This is a genomic window from Blastopirellula marina (assembly GCF_002967715.1).
Taxonomy (GTDB): domain Bacteria; phylum Planctomycetota; class Planctomycetia; order Pirellulales; family Pirellulaceae; genus Bremerella; species Bremerella marina_B.
This window is the reverse complement of the sequence record NZ_PUIA01000003.1, coordinates 41,560-60,703: the sequence shown is the minus strand read 5'-3', so window position 1 is coordinate 60,703 and position 19,144 is coordinate 41,560. Positions and strand designations below refer to the sequence as shown.

15 protein-coding genes and 1 riboswitch are annotated in these 19,144 nt (G+C 55.2%); of the genes, 6 read left to right on the top strand and 9 right to left on the bottom strand.

Translation table 11 applies throughout. The features are described from left to right. Positions 1-90 precede the first annotated feature (90 nt). On the top strand, positions 91-924 hold the full coding sequence (locus C5Y96_RS00690) for a hypothetical protein (RefSeq protein ID WP_105349630.1): 834 nt from the start codon (positions 91-93) through the stop codon (positions 922-924). Next, positions 921-1,718, top strand: coding sequence for a hypothetical protein (locus C5Y96_RS00685; RefSeq protein ID WP_105349629.1), 798 nt, complete (start codon positions 921-923; stop codon positions 1,716-1,718). Before C5Y96_RS00690 ends, C5Y96_RS00685 begins: the two co-directional genes overlap by 4 nt. On the opposite strand, the gene C5Y96_RS00680 is transcribed toward C5Y96_RS00685, so the two are convergent. The 4 genes from C5Y96_RS00680 to C5Y96_RS00665 all read right to left on the bottom strand — a co-directional run bounded on the left by C5Y96_RS00680 (position 1,715) and on the right by C5Y96_RS00665 (position 6,087). Further along, the gene (locus C5Y96_RS00680) at positions 1,715-3,106 is read right to left on the bottom strand and encodes an alkaline phosphatase PhoX (protein WP_105349628.1); all 1,392 of its coding nucleotides are present in this window, start codon (positions 3,104-3,106) and stop codon (positions 1,715-1,717) included. The two genes, C5Y96_RS00685 and C5Y96_RS00680, sit on opposite strands and share 4 nt — an antisense overlap. Before the next feature lie 113 nt (positions 3,107-3,219). After that, on the bottom strand, positions 3,220-3,543 hold the full coding sequence (gene sugE, locus C5Y96_RS00675; RefSeq protein ID WP_105349627.1) for a quaternary ammonium compound efflux SMR transporter SugE: 324 nt from the start codon (positions 3,541-3,543) through the stop codon (positions 3,220-3,222). A gap of 38 nt (positions 3,544-3,581) precedes the next feature. After that, a riboswitch (guanidine-III (ykkC-III) riboswitch) is annotated at positions 3,582-3,649 on the bottom strand. 101 nt (positions 3,650-3,750) lie between these two features. After that, positions 3,751-4,719 carry a UDP-glucuronic acid decarboxylase family protein gene (locus C5Y96_RS00670; protein ID WP_105349626.1) on the bottom strand — a complete coding sequence of 323 codons (969 nt, stop codon included), beginning with the start codon at positions 4,717-4,719 and terminating at the stop codon, positions 3,751-3,753. 42 nt (positions 4,720-4,761) lie between these two features. Next, entirely contained in the window at positions 4,762-6,087 is a 1,326-nt protein-coding gene (locus C5Y96_RS00665; RefSeq protein ID WP_105349625.1) for a UDP-glucose dehydrogenase family protein, read from the bottom strand. A gap of 239 nt (positions 6,088-6,326) precedes the next feature. Here C5Y96_RS00665 and C5Y96_RS00660 point away from each other — a divergent pair, with 239 nt between their 5' ends. Next, positions 6,327-7,682, top strand: coding sequence for a sugar porter family MFS transporter (locus C5Y96_RS00660; RefSeq protein WP_105349624.1), 1,356 nt, complete (start codon positions 6,327-6,329; stop codon positions 7,680-7,682). Here the strand turns inward: C5Y96_RS00660 and C5Y96_RS00655 are convergent. Next, on the bottom strand, positions 7,676-8,386 hold the full coding sequence (locus tag C5Y96_RS00655) for an MBL fold metallo-hydrolase (protein ID WP_105349623.1): 711 nt from the start codon (positions 8,384-8,386) through the stop codon (positions 7,676-7,678). The two genes, C5Y96_RS00660 and C5Y96_RS00655, sit on opposite strands and share 7 nt — an antisense overlap. A gap of 143 nt (positions 8,387-8,529) precedes the next feature. On the opposite strand from C5Y96_RS00655, the gene C5Y96_RS00650 reads away from it, so the two are divergent. Beyond that, positions 8,530-9,495: an epimerase gene (locus C5Y96_RS00650; protein WP_105349622.1), complete on the top strand. Its 966-nt coding sequence runs from the start codon at positions 8,530-8,532 to the stop codon at positions 9,493-9,495. A 147-nt stretch (positions 9,496-9,642) separates the two neighbouring features. Beyond that, a complete protein-coding gene (locus C5Y96_RS00645; RefSeq protein ID WP_199188600.1) occupies positions 9,643-11,136 on the top strand; it encodes a sulfatase in 1,494 nt (497 codons plus the stop codon). Positions 11,137-11,142: 6 nt separating this feature from the next. Here the strand turns inward: C5Y96_RS00645 and C5Y96_RS00640 are convergent, their stop codons facing one another. Next, positions 11,143-13,626, bottom strand: coding sequence for a LamG domain-containing protein (locus C5Y96_RS00640; RefSeq protein WP_158261018.1), 2,484 nt, complete (start codon positions 13,624-13,626; stop codon positions 11,143-11,145). A gap of 233 nt (positions 13,627-13,859) precedes the next feature. Beyond that, entirely contained in the window at positions 13,860-14,375 is a 516-nt protein-coding gene (locus tag C5Y96_RS00635; RefSeq protein WP_105349619.1) for a DinB family protein, read from the bottom strand. A 500-nt stretch (positions 14,376-14,875) separates the two neighbouring features. On the opposite strand from C5Y96_RS00635, the gene C5Y96_RS00630 reads away from it, so the two are divergent. Then, the gene (locus tag C5Y96_RS00630; RefSeq protein WP_105349673.1) at positions 14,876-16,429 is read left to right on the top strand and encodes a DEAD/DEAH box helicase; all 1,554 of its coding nucleotides are present in this window, start codon (positions 14,876-14,878) and stop codon (positions 16,427-16,429) included. Positions 16,430-16,520: 91 nt separating this feature from the next. Here C5Y96_RS00630 and C5Y96_RS00625 read toward each other — a convergent pair whose 3' ends face one another. Together C5Y96_RS00625 and C5Y96_RS00620 are read right to left on the bottom strand one after the other, a co-directional pair. After that, complete coding sequence (locus C5Y96_RS00625; protein WP_105349618.1) at positions 16,521-18,260, bottom strand: hypothetical protein; 1,740 nt, start codon at positions 18,258-18,260, stop codon at positions 16,521-16,523. After that, the gene (locus tag C5Y96_RS00620) at positions 18,257-18,997 is read right to left on the bottom strand and encodes an ATP-binding cassette domain-containing protein (RefSeq protein ID WP_146115463.1); all 741 of its coding nucleotides are present in this window, start codon (positions 18,995-18,997) and stop codon (positions 18,257-18,259) included. The genes C5Y96_RS00625 and C5Y96_RS00620 overlap by 4 nt, the downstream gene beginning before the upstream one ends. Positions 18,998-19,144 lie beyond the last annotated feature (147 nt).

Below are 19,144 nucleotides of genomic sequence, written 5' to 3'. Positions count from 1 at the left end.
GGGTCGACAGCAAGCAATTGGCTCGATTGCTTGCATGGTTTGCCCTAGAATTCGGACAACTACCGCAGGAAAAGGTTCCCTTACGCTATCATGCCTGAAGATTCCATCAACCCGTTTCAATCGCCGCAAGCGACACCGGACGAGCCGCCGACGGTGGTTTCTGCCGTTGCGGACGAAGAGTGGCCATTCGAGGCCACCGAGCTAGCGGTAATCGAAGAAATCGAACCTCCCTTGGGTCGACCGCTGTTGCCTGGACGTCCGTGGGGTTGGGTCCTTTCTTATTTGCTGTTGTGCCTGGTCGGGTTGTACGGGCTTTGGATTGGGGTAATGTTTCTCGTCGCGTGGCTCTCCGGCGATGCCCAGGCCCTGGCCGACCTCACGATGCAGCATGTCCCGACCATGTTGTTTGTGGTCTTGCCGACGGTTCTGTTTCTGCTGACGATCACCCGGCACTACTTTCAACCGGACGTCACTACCATGCGCCGCTTGGCGAAGTTAATTCGGCGACGCGAATCAAACGCAATCCCGTCGTTGAATTCCCCCAACTGCCAATTCGTGGCGATCGTACCGCGCGAGCGTTGGCAGCTTTCCGAATGGGAACTGACGCAGGAATTCGCCATCCTGCACGTCAATCCTTATGAGTCGCGCATCTTGCTCGAGGGAGCCGAACATCGTTTCTGGATTCCCTCGCAGGCTGTGCTCAAGTGCGGGGTCGACTTTTTCACGAAGGCCAATAAGCAGATCTGGGTTGTGTGCCTGGTGATTCAGACAAACGATGGCCCTCGGGAGGTTTGCTTACGGATCGGCAACGTCGACGGCTTCTGGCAATCGAATGGGCAACGAAAGTCGGCTGCCGAAAAGCATTGGGGGCGCATTATGCTTTTGAAGCAAGCGAAAGCCAAATCAGCGGGAACTTCGACATGACGACCGAACCGACCAACCCGTTCGCTTCTCCACAGGCCGATATTACCACGACCGGTCGACCCGAAGTCGACCAGGCGTACCCCATGACGGCGACGGCCCCGGCGTTGATTGAAGACGTACCCGAACCGCATCACCGGACAGTACGCACGTTTAAGATGCGTTTCTTACTAGGGCTACCCAACGTGGTGATCCCGATCACACTGGGGATTTTGTTCTATGGCATGGCCGCATTCGGGCCAGCCTGGCTCGACCTGGGAGGCAATGCGTCGCTTGCGCTCCTAATTGGCTCGATGGCCACCTTTTTCACGTTGATCTACGTACTCACCAACGCGTTCCGCCAAGACTACTGGTGGGAAATGTTCATGCGCCGACAAATTGCTAGCCGCCCTGCCCCTTGGATCTCGCTGTCCGCGCATCCATCTGAGTTCGTCACCTTAACGTCAACGCAGCCGAAATCGATGGCATCGTTTCAATTGGGCTCGAACGAGGCCGAGATTATCGACATCGGCCTGATTCAGCTAGATAAGACCGAAGGAGTGATGGTGCTGGAATGCGACAACCGCCGGTATCGCATTCCACGCAATTCCCTTCTGGCGTGCGACGTGCAGCAAATCAAGCTACAGTCACCCTGGACCCCCGTGGTGATGATCGCTTGCCAGACGGACGAAGGTCCCCACGAGTTTTGCATCATGCCGGCTGACGACCATCCCTGGCTCGAATTCGCTGGGCGTTACCGCAAGCGACAAGCGGAACGGCTCGCCCAGGAAATCTACGAGTTGCCAAGGACGCGTTAGACCAGCACGTCTTGCCACGGTCCGGTAATCGCAAAGGTGATACCAGGCGTCTGGATATTGGCGAACAGCCACTTGCCGTCTGGGCTGAATGTTGAACCGGCCCATTCCTTATCGACGAACGATCCGCGAAGACCGTTGTGCTCGCCGTTGAGGACGACGTTGTTCTCGGCAAAGGTGTTCAGCCGACCATCTTTACTCAACGTCAGCATTCGCTGTGGCAACGGATCCTCCCCTTCGTAGTCATTATCTTCGCAAAGAATCAGACCACCCTGAGGGCTCACGCACAGGTTGTCAGGCATGTTCAGCACGCGTTTGTTACGCGATTCGTACAGCAGCGTGACCGTTTGCTGCTGGGGATCAAACTGCCAGATCTGCCCTGCCTTGGCGGCACCGCCGTCGGTGGCATCGAAGTAAATCAGGTCGTTGCCATACCAGCATCCTTCAAGTCGGGAGAATGCCGAGCCACCCTGTTTTTGACCCTGCTCGAAGACCGAGTCAACTTTCGCGTCGGGGCTCGTCTTTTCCAGAGCTGGGTTCGCGATGCGATGCCACTTCACAGGGAACGACGAACCATCTGGGAAGCCACCTCGCAGGTCCGGTTGTCCCACGACTTCGGCAATTTCCAGCACACCACCTTCGGCCAATTTGCCAGGGGTTGTGGGACGGAAACGATAGAAACCGGAGCTTCCTTGATCTTCAGTCAGATAGACGTAGCCGGTCTTGCGATCGATGGCGACAGCTTCGTGCACGAAGCGTCCCATTTCTTTGATCGGTTTTGCCGTCGCCGTACCGTCAGCGGGCACTTCAAAGACCCAGCCATGATCCTTTTCGTAGTGAGACAACTCGTTCCCATCCGCAGGACCGTAGGTGGTCTCTTCACAGGTCAACCAACTGGCCCATGGTGTCACGCCACCGGCACAGTTGCGAACGGTGCCAGAGATGGCTCCGTAACTGGTTAGCCATTGGCCGCGTTTCATGTCGAACTCAAGCTGAGTACAGCCACCGGTGGCCATTTTATCGAAGGGGGCACCATGCTTGAAATTGAACGCGGGACCAGGGTTACTCAGCTCATGATTCCGCGTTAGCAGCAGCTTGTTACCCTTCTTGCCGACAACGCCCATGCCATCGTGGGCGGCTGGGGTCGACTGGCCATCGGCCATTTCGTCGCCTGTCCAACCGTACGAGACATAGCGAAACCCTTCCGGCAGCTTCAACAGCGGCAGACCGGTTGCTTCGTCCTTGACTGGAATCAGGGGAGTCGATTGCCGAGCTGCTTCTCCGAGAGCCGTTCGCTGACCGAACGTCGAGAGGGCACCGCCGATGGCGAATGACCCCAGAACAGAAAACGTATCGCTCAGAAACTCGCGCCGCGATTTAGATTCCGACATAACTATATGCCCAAGAAGGGATTACTTAGAAACACCAATGCCAAGAGGCAAGGTACCCAAGCGGCCGACAAGCTGACAAGCGTCTTCATGAACTCTTAACAAACGATACAGCTTTACGCGGCTGCCGTACTGAATTTCAGCCCCAAAATGGCTATTGCCAGCAATAGCATAAAGAACAAGCGGAATGGCGAGACAGGCTCGTTGAGAACAACCATACCTAGAATGGCAGTTCCCGCCGCACCAATCCCGACCCAAACGGCATAGGCCGTACCAATCGGCAAGTCGCGAACCGCAACGGAAAGCAGGTACATGCTGCCTGCCAAGGCAACCACGGTTATGGAACTGGGCCAAAAGCGAGTAAAGCCTTCGGTGTACTTGAGACCGACCGCCCAAACGACTTCAAGAAGACCTGCTGCCAATAGAATCCACCAAGCCATGATAAGCTCCTTAGCTGACGACACGAGGTTAGTTACTTCGTGCGTCGTCTTATCCTGACCGGGTACGGCGCGTCTCGTCCGGGGCTGATTGCGTAGCCAACGCTTGCCAAATTATTCGTGAAGATCTCCCCGACAGCAAGGTCGGCTTACCGTAAGCAACCTCTTCTCCCCTTTACCGCGTCCTTGGATGAAAGAGCATCGAAGGATCTAAAAATTCGGCGTGGGGGGGCGATATTGCGAGAGCTGGATCGACTTAAACCAGTCGATGGTTTGCTTGAGACCTTCTTCTAACTGGGTGGTCGGTTCCCAGGCGAGGTGCTTACGGGCCAACGTGATGTCGGGCTGACGCTGCTTGGGGTCGTCGGCAGGGAGGTCGGTGTAGATGATCTCCGACTTCGATCCGGTCAGCTTCACCACCAATTCGGCCAATTGGCGGATCGAGAACTCTTTGGGATTGCCGATGTTGATCGGGCCTACCTGATCGCTGGCCATCAGCTTGAGGATGCCACTTACCAGGTCATCACGGTAGCAAAACGAACGCGTCTGCGAACCGTCGCCGTAGATGGTGATTGGCTCGCCGGTGAACGCCTGACGGATGAAGTTCGAGATGACGCGGCCATCGTAGGGATGCATTCGCGGCCCATACGTATTGAAGATACGTACGATGCGAACCTGAACGCCGTTCATGCGATGGTAGTCCATGCACAGGGTCTCGCCGGCTCGCTTTCCTTCGTCGTAACATGCCCGGATACCCAGGGTGTTCACACTACCGCGATAAGTTTCAGGCTGCGGATGGACTTCAGGATCGCCATAGATTTCCGACGTCGACGCATACAAGTACTTCGCGCGGCAACGCTTGGCCATCCCCAGCAAGTTGATCGAACCCATGACCGACGTTTTCATCGTCTTGATCGGATTGAACTGGTAATGCCCAGGAGCCGCCGGACAAGCCATGTTGTAGATCTCGTCCACCTCCAACCACAGCGGGTGGATAATATCGTGGCGAATGACTTCGAAGTTCGGCTCTGACAACAGATGGACGATGTTCGACTTCTGGCTGGTGAAGAAGTTATCGACACAGATCACGTCGTGTCCCTCTGCGACCAGTTCTTCACAGATTCGCGATCCTAAAAAGCCGGCCCCGCCGGCCACCAAAATGCGTTTGATCTGAGACATAGAATTCAGATAGCTCTCTGTAGGAAAGTCCCAATCCGCAGGTTAGGTTTTGGAAACATCGACCGAACGACGTCCCACCGAGAAGTACGTGAATCCATGCTTTTCCATGGTTCCCAGGTCGAACAGGTTACGTCCGTCGAAGATCGTCGGCGTCGTCATCTTCGCTTTGAGCTTCTTGAAGTCTGGCGTACGGTATTCGTTCCACTCGGTATTGATGGCCAAACAATCAGCACCGTCGATGGCTTCCATTTCGCTCTTGCAGTACTTTTGGATCTTGTCTCCGAACTGTGCCTCAACGTTTTCCATCGCTTCAGGATCGTGAACGTGGATAATTGCTCCCTTTTCGACCAGGTAATTCAGCAGTTCCAAAGCAGGCGCTTCGCGAATGTCGTCGGTCTTCGGTTTGAAGGCGAGCCCCCAGACACCAAACGTTTTGCCAGCAACGTCACCACCGTAAAACGCATCGATCTTGCGAACCAGCGATGCCCGCTGATGTACGTTGACTTCATCGACAGCTCGCATGATCTTCGGCTGCAGTTCAAGCGTTTCGGCCAGCGAAGCCAACGCGCGAACGTCTTTCGGAAAACAGCTTCCGCCATAGCCCAGGCCGGGGAAGAGAAACTGAAAACCAATGCGTTGATCGTGCCCCATACCGATTCGCACGTCGTTGATATCGGCACCGACTTTTTCGCTGAGGTTAGCGATCTCGTTGATGAAACTGATCTTGGTGGCCAGCAATGCGTTAGCGGCGTACTTCGTCAGTTCCGAGCTTTCAGGGCTCATAAACAGGATCGGCTTTCCGGTGCGTACGAGCGGGGCATGCAGCGTCTGGAGCAATTCCTCGGCCGCCTTGTTCCGCACGCCGCAAACGACGCGGTCTGGATACATGAAGTCGGAGATGGCCGAGCCTTCTTTTAGGAACTCAGGATTGCTGGCCACGTTGACTTCGCGTCCGCAGAGCTTCTGCAGCATGTCGAACACCTTGCCGTTGGTGCCCACCGGGACGGTGCTCTTCACGACCACCAACGCGTCTTCTCGCAGATGGGGTGCAATCCCTTCGACCACTTTCCAAACGGCAGAAAGATCGGCAGCCCCGCTATCGGACTGCGGCGTACCGACGGCGATATAAACGATATCGGCATCCGGGATCACTTCCGCGGCGTTGGTCGTGAATTGAAGTCGACCTTCTTCATGATTTCGCAGAACCAGTTCTGACAAGCCTGGCTCATAGATTGGAATGATGCCCTTTTTCAGACCTTCGACTTTTGCCTGATTGACATCGATACACGTGACTTCATTACCCAAATCCGAGAAACAGGTCCCGGTAACCAGACCAACGTAGCCCGTGCCTATGACTGCTAGCTTCATCTAAAACTCTTCCTGCCAGGAAATCGACCATGAAGACAATCGAATTAGTGTAAACCCAGTTTGTAAAGGATAACAGGTGAAGAGCACTTGCGCGACCATACCTAACGGGTCAATTCAGGGGCATCTGGGGAAGAAAACCCTTTTTTAAACGGCTTGAGTGTGGGAGAATCTTGCGGACTTATCCGACAAGACGCAATCCAGCCCCAATCCTGTTTACCTAATCTTCCCCAATCCTTGAAATGCTTCATCGAATTATCTTCTGGTCGGTAACGGCCTCCCTGGCAGGTTTTCTATTTGGTTTCGACACGGTCGTTATCTCTGGTGCGGAAAAGACTATCCAGCAGTTATGGGGGCTGAAGGACTTTCAGCATGGCTTGGCCATGAGTGCCGCTTTGTGGGGGACTGTCATTGGGTCGCTGGTCGGCTTCTGGCCAACCGATCACTTCGGCCGCCAGAAGACGCTGGTATCGATCGGAATCCTTTACCTGGTGTCGGCGGTGTGGTCGGCACTTGCCAATGATCCCTACTCATTCATGCTTGCTCGGTTTATTGGTGGCCTGGGCGTGGGGATCTCGACCGTGACCTCGCCGCTGTATATCTCGGAAATCTCGCCGCCGCAAAATCGAGGCAAACTGGCAGGCATGTTTCAGTTCAATATCGTGTTTGGGATTCTTATCGCTTTCCTCTCGAACGCGTTGATCGCCCAGTGGTTTGCCGAGACGGTAGCTGAAGGGGAAGTCAATAACGCCTGGCGATGGATGCTAGGGGTCGAAGCGGTTCCGGCACTCATCTACTCCTTCTTCTGCTTCTTTCTGCCTGAGAGCCCTCGCTGGTTGATCGCTCGCCAAGGAGAACGTGAAAAGGGGATTGAGATCCTGCGTCAGATCATGCCGGAAGACTCCCCAGGTCACGTGGAAGCCGTCGCCGACGAGATCGAGATCACCGCGCAGCAGACAGCCGCTGCCGGCAGTATCTGGCAAGCGAAACTACAAATTCCGATGATGATGGCTTTTCTAATAGCCTTCTTCAATCAGCTCTCAGGCATTAACGCGGTGCTATACTTTGCCCCGAGAATCTTCGAGATGACAGGCCTTGGCGAAGAAGCTGCCTTGCTGACGTCGGTCGGTATTGGTGTGGCCAACCTGATTTTCACATTCGTGGGCCTGGCGCTAATCGATCACTTGGGACGTCGCACGTTGATGATTATTGGCTCGATCGGATACATCGTCTCGCTGGGGCTCTGTTCGTGGGCGTTTCATAGCGAGAACTTCTCGATCGTACCTCCCTGCATCTTTGCATTCATCGCGGCTCATGCCGTCGGCCAAGGGGCCGTCATCTGGGTCTTTATTTCCGAGATCTTCCCGAATCGCTATCGAGCCGGCGGTCAGACGCTGGGTAGCTTCACACACTGGTTCTTCGCTGCCACGCTGACGCTTGTATTCCCTTACATGGTAAATGCCTTGGCCCCGGCGATCGTGTTTGGCATTTTCTGTGGAATGATGGTGCTGCAACTGATTTGGGTATTGCTCAAGATGCCGGAGACGAAAGGGGTTCCGCTGGAAGAAATCGAGCGGCAATTGGGCATGCATCAATGATCGCCCGAGCGAGATAACACAATGCGCTCGTGCAGTCTTTCAAGTCGCCGCAGGTGCTCTTCCGGCGTTGCCAGGCTGCCATGGCTGGGAAGTACCCCGCGGGGATTCATCGCCAAAGCCGTCTCTATGCTGCGAACGTTCTGCTGGGAATCGTTGTTGAAGATATCAAGCGGCAGCCGGGCCTGATCGCGGTAGCTGACAAACAGGTCCCCCGTGAACAGGATCCCCTGCTCTTCCCACCAAAACCCCATGTGCCCCGCCGTATGCCCCGGCAAGTGTATGGCCTGTATACCGGAAGAGATATCGAGACGATCTCTATCATCGAGCCACCGATCAGGCTCGAACTTGTGATACGCCAGCATCACACGTCCAACCGCTTCGAGCCAGCCTGTGACACGCGAATTACCCGAATACTTCGGGCGGCCTGCGTAGTGATCGGCATCTAATCTGGGTGCCGCGATCCAGGCCCCGTACGCCTTGGCCAGATGGGCTACGTTCAAGATATGATCTAAATGCCCATGGGTAACCACGATGCCGCGGACGGGCTTATTCTGCCAGCCTTCTCGCCGGAGTGCGCCTTGCAGTAATCGCCAGCCTCCTATGAAGCCGCCATCGATGACGTAAAGACCTTGGTCATCTTGCAGTACGAAGAAGTTATGCCCCGGGGCACGGACTTCCAAGATTCCAGGATGAACGATAGGCATGGCGGTTCGATTGATTAAACGCGTGAGTGATACTACAGAATAAATCGCCAGCTCTTGCCAGGTAAGCCACCCTTCAAGTTGCCTCGTTCGATTGGATGCGGTTACCTTGCTGAAATGGAAGCATCGTCGAAAGGCCCCCGTCCGTGACCACCACCCCCAACCCTCGCCGAATCGTCATCGCTGGCGGAAGCGGCTTCCTGGGTATCTCGCTCGCGCATTTTCTGCACGAAAACAATTTCCACGTGACCTTACTTTCGCGTAGTGCCCCCAAGTGCGATGGACCGTGGAAGCACGTAGCTTGGGACGGACGCACGCTTGGTAATTGGAAAGCCTGCCTGGATGGTGCGACCGGCATGGTTAACCTGGCAGGTCGGACGGTTGACTGCATCAAAACGCCAGACCACCAAGACGAAATCCTCCGCTCGCGCGTCGAGTCGACCAGAGTGCTTGGTCTGGCAGTACGAGCGATTGATCAGCCGCCGCCCGTGTGGGTGCAGATGGGCACCGCCCACATTTACGGCGACCCGCCCGAAGCGAGCTGCACGGAAGACTCCTCATTAGGCGTGGGGCTGGCACCATGGGTAGGTAAGGCTTGGGAAGAAGAGTTTGAGCGTGCGCGACTTGATTCGCAGCGTGGGGTCGTGCTGCGAACCAGCTTTGTAATCGGATGCAACCGCGGTGCCGGTGGCGGGGCTCTCGATCGCTTGAGCCTTTTGACTCGATTGGGACTGGGGGGGCGTATTGGTTCCGGCAAGCAAGGTTTCAGTTGGATTCACGAACTCGATCTGAATCGCCTGTTCGAGCAATCACTGACGCAGGACAGCATGCGGGGCATCTACATTGCCTCGGCTCCCAACCCGGTCTCGCAAGTGGAATTCATGCGAGCGCTGCGCGAAGCGTTAGGCGTACGCTTTGGTTTGCCGGCGTTTGCCTGGATGGTACGCCTGGGGGCCCCATTGCTGCTGCGAACCGATCCGGACCTGGCTCTCTATGGTCGTTACGTCCGTTCAGCGCGACTTCAAGACGAAGGGTTTACGTTTCAGTTTCCGGAAGTCGGACCGGCCCTGGAGAACATTGCCCAAGCAGCCAGACATACATTGCGCCAATAGACTTCTTTTGAGATAGTTTAAATAAACGACCTCAAGCGTTACTCATATGTGGCCAAGTCGGTTGCATGTCTTCATGCCCCCACTACCATAGAAAGTACGCTTCGCCTCCACGCCTATTCCACCTACCTGAAGATGTGGCCTGCTCTCGTGAGAATATTATCGACCGTTGCCCTATTGGGTGTTCTCTCCTTTGCCTCACTGACAAATGCGGCAGATAAACGTCCCAACATTGTCTTCTTTCTGGTCGACGAGATGGGATGGCAAGACACGTCCCTCCCCTTCCATACCGAAGCGACTGCGCTCAACGGCAAATACCAGACACCTAATATGGAGAAGCTGGCTGAGCAGGGAACCAAGTTCACCCAAGCCTATGCCTGCGCGATTTGCTCTCCGACTCGAATTAGCTGGATGACTGGACAGAACGCAGCACGTCATCGCGTGACCTGCTGGACCTTGCGGAAGGATGCTTCTCCTTCAGGCAAGCATCCTAAGCTGAGCGAACCAGCATGGAACCTGAACGGCCTGAGCCCTGCCCCGGGCATCGACAAAACCGTTCAAGCGACGACACTGCCAATGCTTCTGCAAGATGCCGGCTATCATACCATTCATGTCGGCAAGGCTCACTTCGGCGCGGCAGGCACTCCGGGAGAGAACCCACAGAACGTCGGTTTCGACGTCAATATTGCCGGGCACGCAGCCGGTGGGCCAGGTAGCTACTGGGGAAAAAAGAACTTCAGCGCCAAGTGGCGCAACGGCAGCCCTATTTGGGATGTGCCTGGTTTGGATAAGTACCACGGCCAAGATATCTTTCTGACCGAAGCATTGACGCTGGAAGCCAATCAAGAGATCGACAAAGCAGTTGCTTCTGAGAAACCATTCTTTCTCTACATGGCTCACTATGCGGTTCATGCTCCGTGGGAAAAGGACGATCGATACTACGAGAAATATAACGAAGCAGGGCTGCCAGGGATCGGCCAGACCTTAGCTTCGATGCTCGAAGGCATGGACAAATCGCTCGGCGATATCCAGGCCAACCTGAAACGACATGGCATTGAAGACAACACGATCATCATCTTCATGTCCGATAATGGTGCTCCTAAGAATGTCCCACGCAACCTTCCTTTGCGCGGACATAAAATCACGCCCTACGAAGGAGGAACGCGTGTGCCGATGATCGTGAAATGGCCAGGAGTAACGCAGCCCAATTCAACGTCCAGCGGTTATGTGATCATCGAAGATCTATTCCCTACCTTCCTGGAGATGGCCGGCACTTCCGATCGACCTTCGAGCGATGGCATCAGCATTGTGCCCCAACTGCGAGATCCGCAGCTTTCGCATCACGACCGACCGATCTATTGGCATTATCCAAACACCTACGACCAGCCTCCTTACAGCTCGATTCGCCTGGGAGACTGGAAGCTGATCTACCATCACGCTTCGCAGACTTCCGAGTTATTTAATCTTCAAGACGACCTGAGCGAGAAACACAACCTTGCCCAAGAGAATACCGTTAAAGCAAAGGAACTCGCTGGCAAGTTGGGTGATTACTTGCGAAGCGTCAATGCCCAGATGCCGATCGTCAAGTCGACTGGCCATCCCGTGCCATGGCCAGACCAGGCAGAGAGTGTCGCCGCGAAGTAACGCATGCTATTGTATTTCGGTCCAGCGGAGTATTCGTACTCCCTGGGCCTCGGAACCGGCGGATAAGGCCTGGATCTCCGCAGCACACAATGCACGGCTATAGATACGTACGTCGTCGACGCGGCCATCTAGGTAGTGCCCTGAAGGACTGTAAACGCCTTCACCGATCTTGAAGGAAGAACTGCTGCTACCATACCCAACGCTACCGGTCGAGCTACCTCCCACGTCTACGAGAGCTCCATTCACATAAACGGAAAGGGTACTCCCGTCTCCCACTGCGGCAACATGCACCCATCGACCTGCAGACAGTGTTCCGGAAACGTACAACGAACCCCCGTTCGCCGTCCATACATGGATTTGCCCATCGCCCCCATTGATGCCAAACTCGATCACGTCGTTTTGACCGAAGAACGATCGATTCGCGGACAACGAGTCGAAATAGATCCAGCCGGCCACGGTGAACTGTTTCAAACCGTTAAGCAGGCTCTTGCCGCTGGTGACGTATTGCGTCGAGCCATCGAGCTCGATGGCGGTTCCCAACTCGGTTGAATTCGGTCCGCCAACGGCAAGTGTCGGTGAATTGATATACGTGGCATGATTGCTAGCCAGGGACGAATCGTAAGCGATCGATCCGCTCGTTTCATCGAGTTCGTAATGAGCGATCACCCCGGCAAGCTCCAAAATCTCAGATGTCAGGATCTTGCGGTTATAGATCCGGAAGTCACGCATCGAGCCTTGCCAATATTCGGAAGATCCTGTGCGTGTCCCGAAGGTAAGCCGATTGGCAGACTGCGCTGTCAAGTTACTGGCTGAAACGCCACTCTTGTTAAGCTCGCCATCGATGTAGATTGCATAGCTTTCATCGTCCGTATCGTATATGGCGACAAAGTGATACCACTTCGCCCCAACCAATGGTTCGGAAAAAAAGCCGGTTGAATTGGCATCGCCTGTAATGTCACAGAACATGACGCCGTCGGTTGACTGGCGCATTTCGTAGTCACCACCGACGCCCCACAAGCGCTGATGCGACGCGGCAGGATTCGCACTCTGAAACCAAAACGCGATTGTTCCTTCCGAAGGAGGCGTGAAGTTGGAATTGGTCCTCGCGTTGTCGCCTGAACCGTCGAAAGCAAGGATTGGATTGCCGGCGCAATCAGTCCCCCAGGTTGCTCCATTGATGGTCGCATTGTTGCCGAAGGCAGTACTATCGGCCGCGACACTCCCACTTCCCTCATTGAACTTCCAATGCCCTACAAGGCCATACAATTCCGCTATCTCTTGCGCATCGAGTTCGTAGTTGTAGATTCGCAGATCGTCGATCGTCCCGTCGAACCGTTCCGTCGAGCCAGTCCGTGTCCCCAGCGAAAGGTAATTGGCCCCTTGGTCAACCAGGTTGTAAGAACCGGTTTTATGCAGTTGGCCATCAATGTAGATCTCATAAGTATCATCCACCGTGTCGTAGACGCCAACGATGTGATACCAATGGTTGATCAAATTAAAGTTACTGCTGGTTGAGAATCCGCTGGTCGTCCCTGATGCACCCAGATCGAAGCCAACCCGGCCATTCGAACCAATGTAAATTTCCCAGTTGTCGGACACTCCGAGAATTCGTTCGGTCCCACTGACGGCGTCGTCTCGCTTCATCCAGAAAGCAACCGTGCCACGCACTGGCGGATCGAATGTTGCGTTGGAGCGAGCATTGTTCGATCCGCTGAAATCGAGGGCACCATCCCGAGGCCCCGACGTCCAAGTCGGTGTGCCCGTTTGAAACGAGCCGTGTCGATTGTTGCCCGATGCGTCGCTGATAGTTGTTCCCGAGCTTTCGTCGAGTCGCCAGTGAAGTAGCAACTGCTCGTCAGTCTGAGCCGCGAAGATCAACGCTTGCTGAACGATATATTGCCCGGTACTGTTCAACGACGACCATTGAAAACTATTTCCACCAAATGGCAAGCGAACACGTCGACCGGCAGCGGTCGAGTTGCTGATAAGCGTATTGGCCAATGCCGCCCCTTTCTCCAGTGTCGCCACCGTGACCGCGCCGCTTGAGCTTGTCCGACCAACAACAACCAACCCAGGAGCCAGGTTGCCGCCCATCTGGGTGAGAGGCTGGGTTGAAGATACGATCGTAACGTTATAGCCGCCATCAATCACATAGATCTGCGTCGCCGAGCGTTCACTACCAACGGTATCGGAAAACCCAAATTCATCGTCGAGATGCGTCTCTTCATTGACCACACCGTACGGTGCCAGACGGAGCTTGGTACCAAGCGTTGAGCTATCGACCTCTTCCGAGACATAGGCCAGATCCGCGGTCGCAAACGTGTTGTTGAATGTCGTTTGCGACGCCCCTGACCAGATCGTGGTCACCGAATAACCCCATGACTGAAAGGACGAACGGCGCGCAGATTCTTCCCCCGTCAAACTGCCATCGTTGGCGGTCACCAGCAAGAGATTCTGCTGAGCAAACAGTGACGGCGCAGCGATACTCATCACTACGACACACGTAGTACAAGTAATCCATCTCGACCAACATGGACGAGCCATCATCGGGACCTTCTCCAAGTTCACATGCCATCAAAGCAGAACACAAGGTCCTCAAAGATAGGTCAGCCCTAGCGGGTTTCAAATCGTCAGAACCGGCATAACCGGAACCCGGTTTGGAATTAACATCGACGCCCAATAGCGCCGGCGCGACAACGATCGTTCCCCTTAGAAAGAAATACCTACGACCGCCAGCCACTGCCAAACCAGGGCGTATCGACCTGGTAATCCATCCGTAGCCGCATGATCAGCTGGGCTGCATGGTGTTGGATATGGCGAATGTTGTAAACGTGAAGTTCGGCCCGGCTGAATGTCTTGGGGGGAAACGCGCAGGCGGCAGCCAAGTCGTCGGCCGTCTCCTCCGCTATAGTTTCCCTGGCTTTCGTCCGGCTAAATTGCAGGTAGTCGAGAAGTGACTCCTTGGTGTAACGTTGCACCTGGACGCGGGGCTCCATCTCTTCATAGTCGGCAAAGAAGTCGGCATGCTGCTGGTGGTAGGCCTGCTGCTGGAGGTCTTCGGGACACTTACCCAGGTAATAGTCGGTGAAGAACAGCGTATGAAAGACGGCCTGATCGAAGGTCATGTTGACCACTTTCCCTTGCCAGGCCGCGTCGGGGCTGCTGACAATGCAGTGATTCAGAGTGCAGAGCGCGGCTTCATATTGCTGGTTCAGCACGTTGTTCCACAGATCGTTCATATCCTTTTCCCTGTCGGTAAAGTCTTGTCAGTTAACCACTTGACTCATCCTAGCACCATCCGTCGCGTCAGCCCACAATTGGGTTCGATTTGCCCCTTTCTGCTCCATTGTCGCGGAAACCCGCCTATTCTTTAGTGCGCTCAGCGAGTATATTTATGCCAAACAAGGTGTGAGACTTAGCGGCCTTTTGGCTGTTCAAGTTCATTCGATTCGATTAAAAGCGGTCACCTGGACCGAGATGCTGCGAACGTTTTGCCATCTCACTTGCTCATCCCAGGTTGCTCGTTCTCTCGACCGCGACTGATTATCTTGCCCCTTACGGCCACTCCACGCAAACCAAACTTGTGCGTGACGATTCATTTGCCACGTAAGGCAAAACCAGCTGGCCGACAATTTGGCATCGCCCCGTAAACCATTTGGGGCGGACAGTTCGCGCGTCCCGGTAGATAGAGGACTCTCTACCGATGGTCTGCGAACGTCCTTCGAAAGCATTGATTGATATGAAGTTTACCGACGTCGCGCTAGCCGAACCATTTCAGCGTTCCCTGAAGAAGCTGAAATACGAAACGGCCTCGCCGATTCAAGCAGAAGCGATTCCCGTTATTCTGGACGGCAAAGACCTGATCGGTTGTGCCCAAACCGGAACCGGCAAGACCGCCGCTTTTGCGCTTCCCATGTTGAACCGTCTTCTGGAGACGCTCCCTCCCCGCGAGCAGCCGACCGAACGCGTTCGCGGCAAGCGGGTACCCCATAACAAGTTCCAAGGGCCCCCACGCCCAATCCGTGGCCTCATTCTGGCACCCACCCGCGAGCTGGCTGCCCAGATTGGCGAGAGCCTGAAGAAGTATGGTGGTGCCACGGCCCTGAAGCATACCGTCGTGTTCGGTGGCGTCTCGCAGAACCCGCAGGTACGTGATCTTCGCTGGGGTGTCGATACCCTGGTTGCCACCCCAGGCCGCTTGCTCGACCTGATGAACCAAGGGCACATCAACCTCTCGCAGCTGGAAATCCTGTGCTTCGACGAAGCCGACCAGATGCTGGACATGGGCTTCCTGCCGGCGCTGAAGAAGATTGTTGCGGCCTGCCCAGACGAGCGTCAAACGGTGATGTTCTCGGCAACCATGCCGCCAGAAATTCGCGAGCTGGCCGAGAAGTGGCTGACAAATCCGGTCTCGGTTCAGGTTGCCCCCGTCGCAGCTCCAGCCGAGCGTATTTCGCAGTCGGTCCATTTTGTCGACAAACGCAAGAAAGCCGATCTGCTTTCACGTTATCTACAGAACACTCCGCGTAGCCGTACGCTCGTCTTTGTTCGCACCAAGCACGACTGCGATAAGATCGTCAAGTTGTTGGAGAGAGACGGCCTGCGTGCCGCCGCAATCCATAGCAACAAGAGCCAAAGCGTCCGCAGCCGCACGCTTGCTCAGTTCAAGAGCAACCGACCTCCGGTTCTCGTAGCGACTGATATCGCCGCACGTGGTCTGGACGTGAATGACGTTTCGCACGTGGTGAACTTCGATCTTCCAGAAACGCCGGAGACGTACGTCCACCGAATCGGTCGTACCGCGCGTGCTGGGGCCGAAGGGGTTGCTGTTTCGTTCTGTGCCGGCGGCGAACGTCGCCTGCTTAAGCAGATCGAACGCCTGACACGTATCTCGATTCCGATCGAACCAACCATCGAAGGCTTTGAAACGAGCGAGCCGATCGTGCACGACGAGCCACCACGCCGTGGCGGGTCGCGCGGCCGTGGCCCTCGCAGCGGCGGTCCTCGAAGTGGTGGCCCACGCAGCAGCGGTGAGTCGTACGGCAACAATGGCCCGCGCAAGTTCGGCAGCAAGCCAGGCAAGAAGCCGCGTCGTTTTGGCTCGAAGCCGACGACCAACAATCAAAGCCGCGACAACCAAGGCAGCGGTGATGATCGACCGGCTGACAAGAAGCCAGCCGCGGCAGGCCCCTTCGGCAACAAGAAGAAGCCCAAACGCATCGGCAGCAAGCCAGCAACCGGCTTTGGCCAGAAGCAAAAGCAACGTCGCCGTCCGGCAAGTGCCAAAGGCTAAGCCTGCTCGTTAGCAAACCATCAAAAAGAAAACCGCCTGAGCGAGGACTCGCTGCAGGCGGTTTTTGTTTTGGCCGCTCCCCCAGAACGATCTACTCTTTCGACGTTCCGTCTGCCAGCCAAGGTGTAAACAACCACACGCGTGTCGCGATGAAAAACAAAAGCAGCGAGCTACCATGGGCTGCCAGCTGACGCCATGCCACGGGATAGCTTCCCGGGTAGTCAGGTATCGCAGCCAACATGATCACTACCAGCACTCCGAATGCCAGCCCCATCACTAGTAGCGAGAGCCCAGCTGCTAAGAGATCTTCCATTTCGCGATAGATGACTTGCTGAGTAATGATTGCGGCGACCAGAGTTCGCAGGGCGAAGGCCGCGGAAAGGACTAGCCCAAGCGCCGACAGCGGTAAGATTGGGTCACCCTGATTAACGATGATCGGAATGATCAACATTGGCAGAGTGCATAAGACTGTCAGGGGAATGCGAATCAAGCCCCTGAATTGCAACCGTTTCCAAAGCCCCCACGGCGACAGAGGCTGTTCCTCCAGCGGAGAGCGACATGCCAGATCATGATTATGGAGACCACATATTTCCAGGGTCCCCACCATGATTCCAATCGCGATATAAACAAGCAGCAGTTCGCTGCGTACGAGCTGTTGATTCGGCTCACCTAGGCTCGTGATAACCATATGAACGAAGTAAGCTACGCCCTGCGAAACAAGACCGCAAATGGCCATCGTTACGACTAGCATTCGCGCCAGTCGAATCCAAGCCGGTAAGAGCCACTCGCGCCAGCTAGCTGGCACACCACTTAATCGGTTGCGAAAATCCGCTGAAATATCAGTAAGTGATATTTCACTTCTCCGCTTCGAATCCTTGACATCGTCTGGATTGGGATAGCTTCGTTTGAGGACCAGGCGACGGTGCTTCCAGGTTTTTACCTGGTGACGTGCAACAAGACCTCCAACCAATAACACGCACCATGTACCGATCAGCAGACTAGCATGTCTCCAGTTCCCATACCCAATTTGCCGTGCTTGATCGTTAAGCCAACCGGTGGGGCCCAACCAAGCCAGGTACTTCGCATACAATATGTTTTCAGGGAGAAGGCAAAAGAGAAAAGCTAACAGGCAAAACATCAGGCCGACAAAGATGCTGATATCTTTGACACTTTTATTTTCTGTAAGAATGCCCAATCGCCCCAGCCAGAGACTTACCCACTGAGCCGACCAAAACAAAATCGTCCCCGTCATGCCGGTTGCGATCATGCCAGAGACATACGACGGTAGATCGAGCGGAATTAGAGCCGCGGCGATCCACGACAGCAAGATAGTTCCCCCGGCAAACATACGAATGACGCCTACTTGAACGCGTCGATGGCCCCTGAACATCACTCGTTTGAAGTCACGACTTTCATCGGATCCGTCGCGGAACGAAATCCCCATGGGGATCAAGGCCAACAGAGCCGCAAACTGCATGACCGCTAATCGGTAGAAGCCAACATGCGCCTGGTCATCAATTGAAAGCGGCTCGCTCGCTGGTGAATCGTGGAATACAGCCCATGCGAAGCAGCCGCACATGTAAAGAATTCCGACCGCCAAAGCGAGGCAGGCGATTGCTCCAAAACCGAGGAACAACCATTCCGGTACCAGAATATCGAATAATCGCCAGAGTACTTGAAGGATACGCCGTACCAACCGTTGTAACCGCCGCCACGGTTCCCAAAAGTAAAACGTATCCGGCTTGTTTCGTGCCAGCCATCGAACGTACCGCGATTGCAGTCGCTGCTTGACGCGTCGGTCGAGCGTCTCTTCCTGGGGCTTGTCGGTCATTGAGGGCCCAGACCTTGCAACACGGCTTGCAGTGACGGAGGTGTTTCCTTGGCCGTCGGCAAAGTCTCTGGCGTGGCACTCCATTCCAGGCTACCTTCATGTAGCACCAGTGCCCAGTCGGCCAGGCGGCGTGCGTGCTCCGGCCATTGGCTACTGAAGAGTACAATCCCGCCTGCCGCGGCATGCTGGGCCATTTGCTCTTCCAGAATTCGCAGGCCGCTGGCATCGAGTCCGGCCGAGAATGGTTCGTCCAATAGCCACACATGCGGTGCGGTGACGAACAAGCCGATCATGGCGATCTTGTAGGCCTGCCCTTTCGACATCTCGCCCGGGCGAGACTTGTATACCGAGATAACGTCAAGCTTCTCGAACCAATCGGCCACTTCGTTTTCGATACCAGGTCGATCGGCCTGGTAGTTGTCGATCGTATCACACAGGTCTTGTACGGAAGCCCCATTTTCACGCTTAGTGGGCCCAGTGGCATCATCCAACAGCATCGCCTGACGTCGCAGATGAATGGCCGTTGGACGCATGGGAGACTCGTCCACCAGAATGCGTCCTTCACTCACCGGTAGCCACCCGGCCAAAAGACGCAGCAGCGTCGACTTCCCTGCCCCGTTCGCTCCCAGCACGCCACAGATGGTGCCTGGGGAAATGGTCGCATTCATGCCGCGCAATGCCCATTTGCCGCGAAAGTTTCGACCCGTGTTTTCAAAATGAATGGTGGGACTACTCAACGAAAACCCTTTCAATGAATCGCCACATCGTAAGATCTATTCGCTCGCGAGTCGAGAATATTGGTTCGCAGGGGCGAGTAACAATTTGATATCGAGATTCCTCCTTGCTCGATAAAATGCATGAAGCTCCATATCATGTTCCCTTTC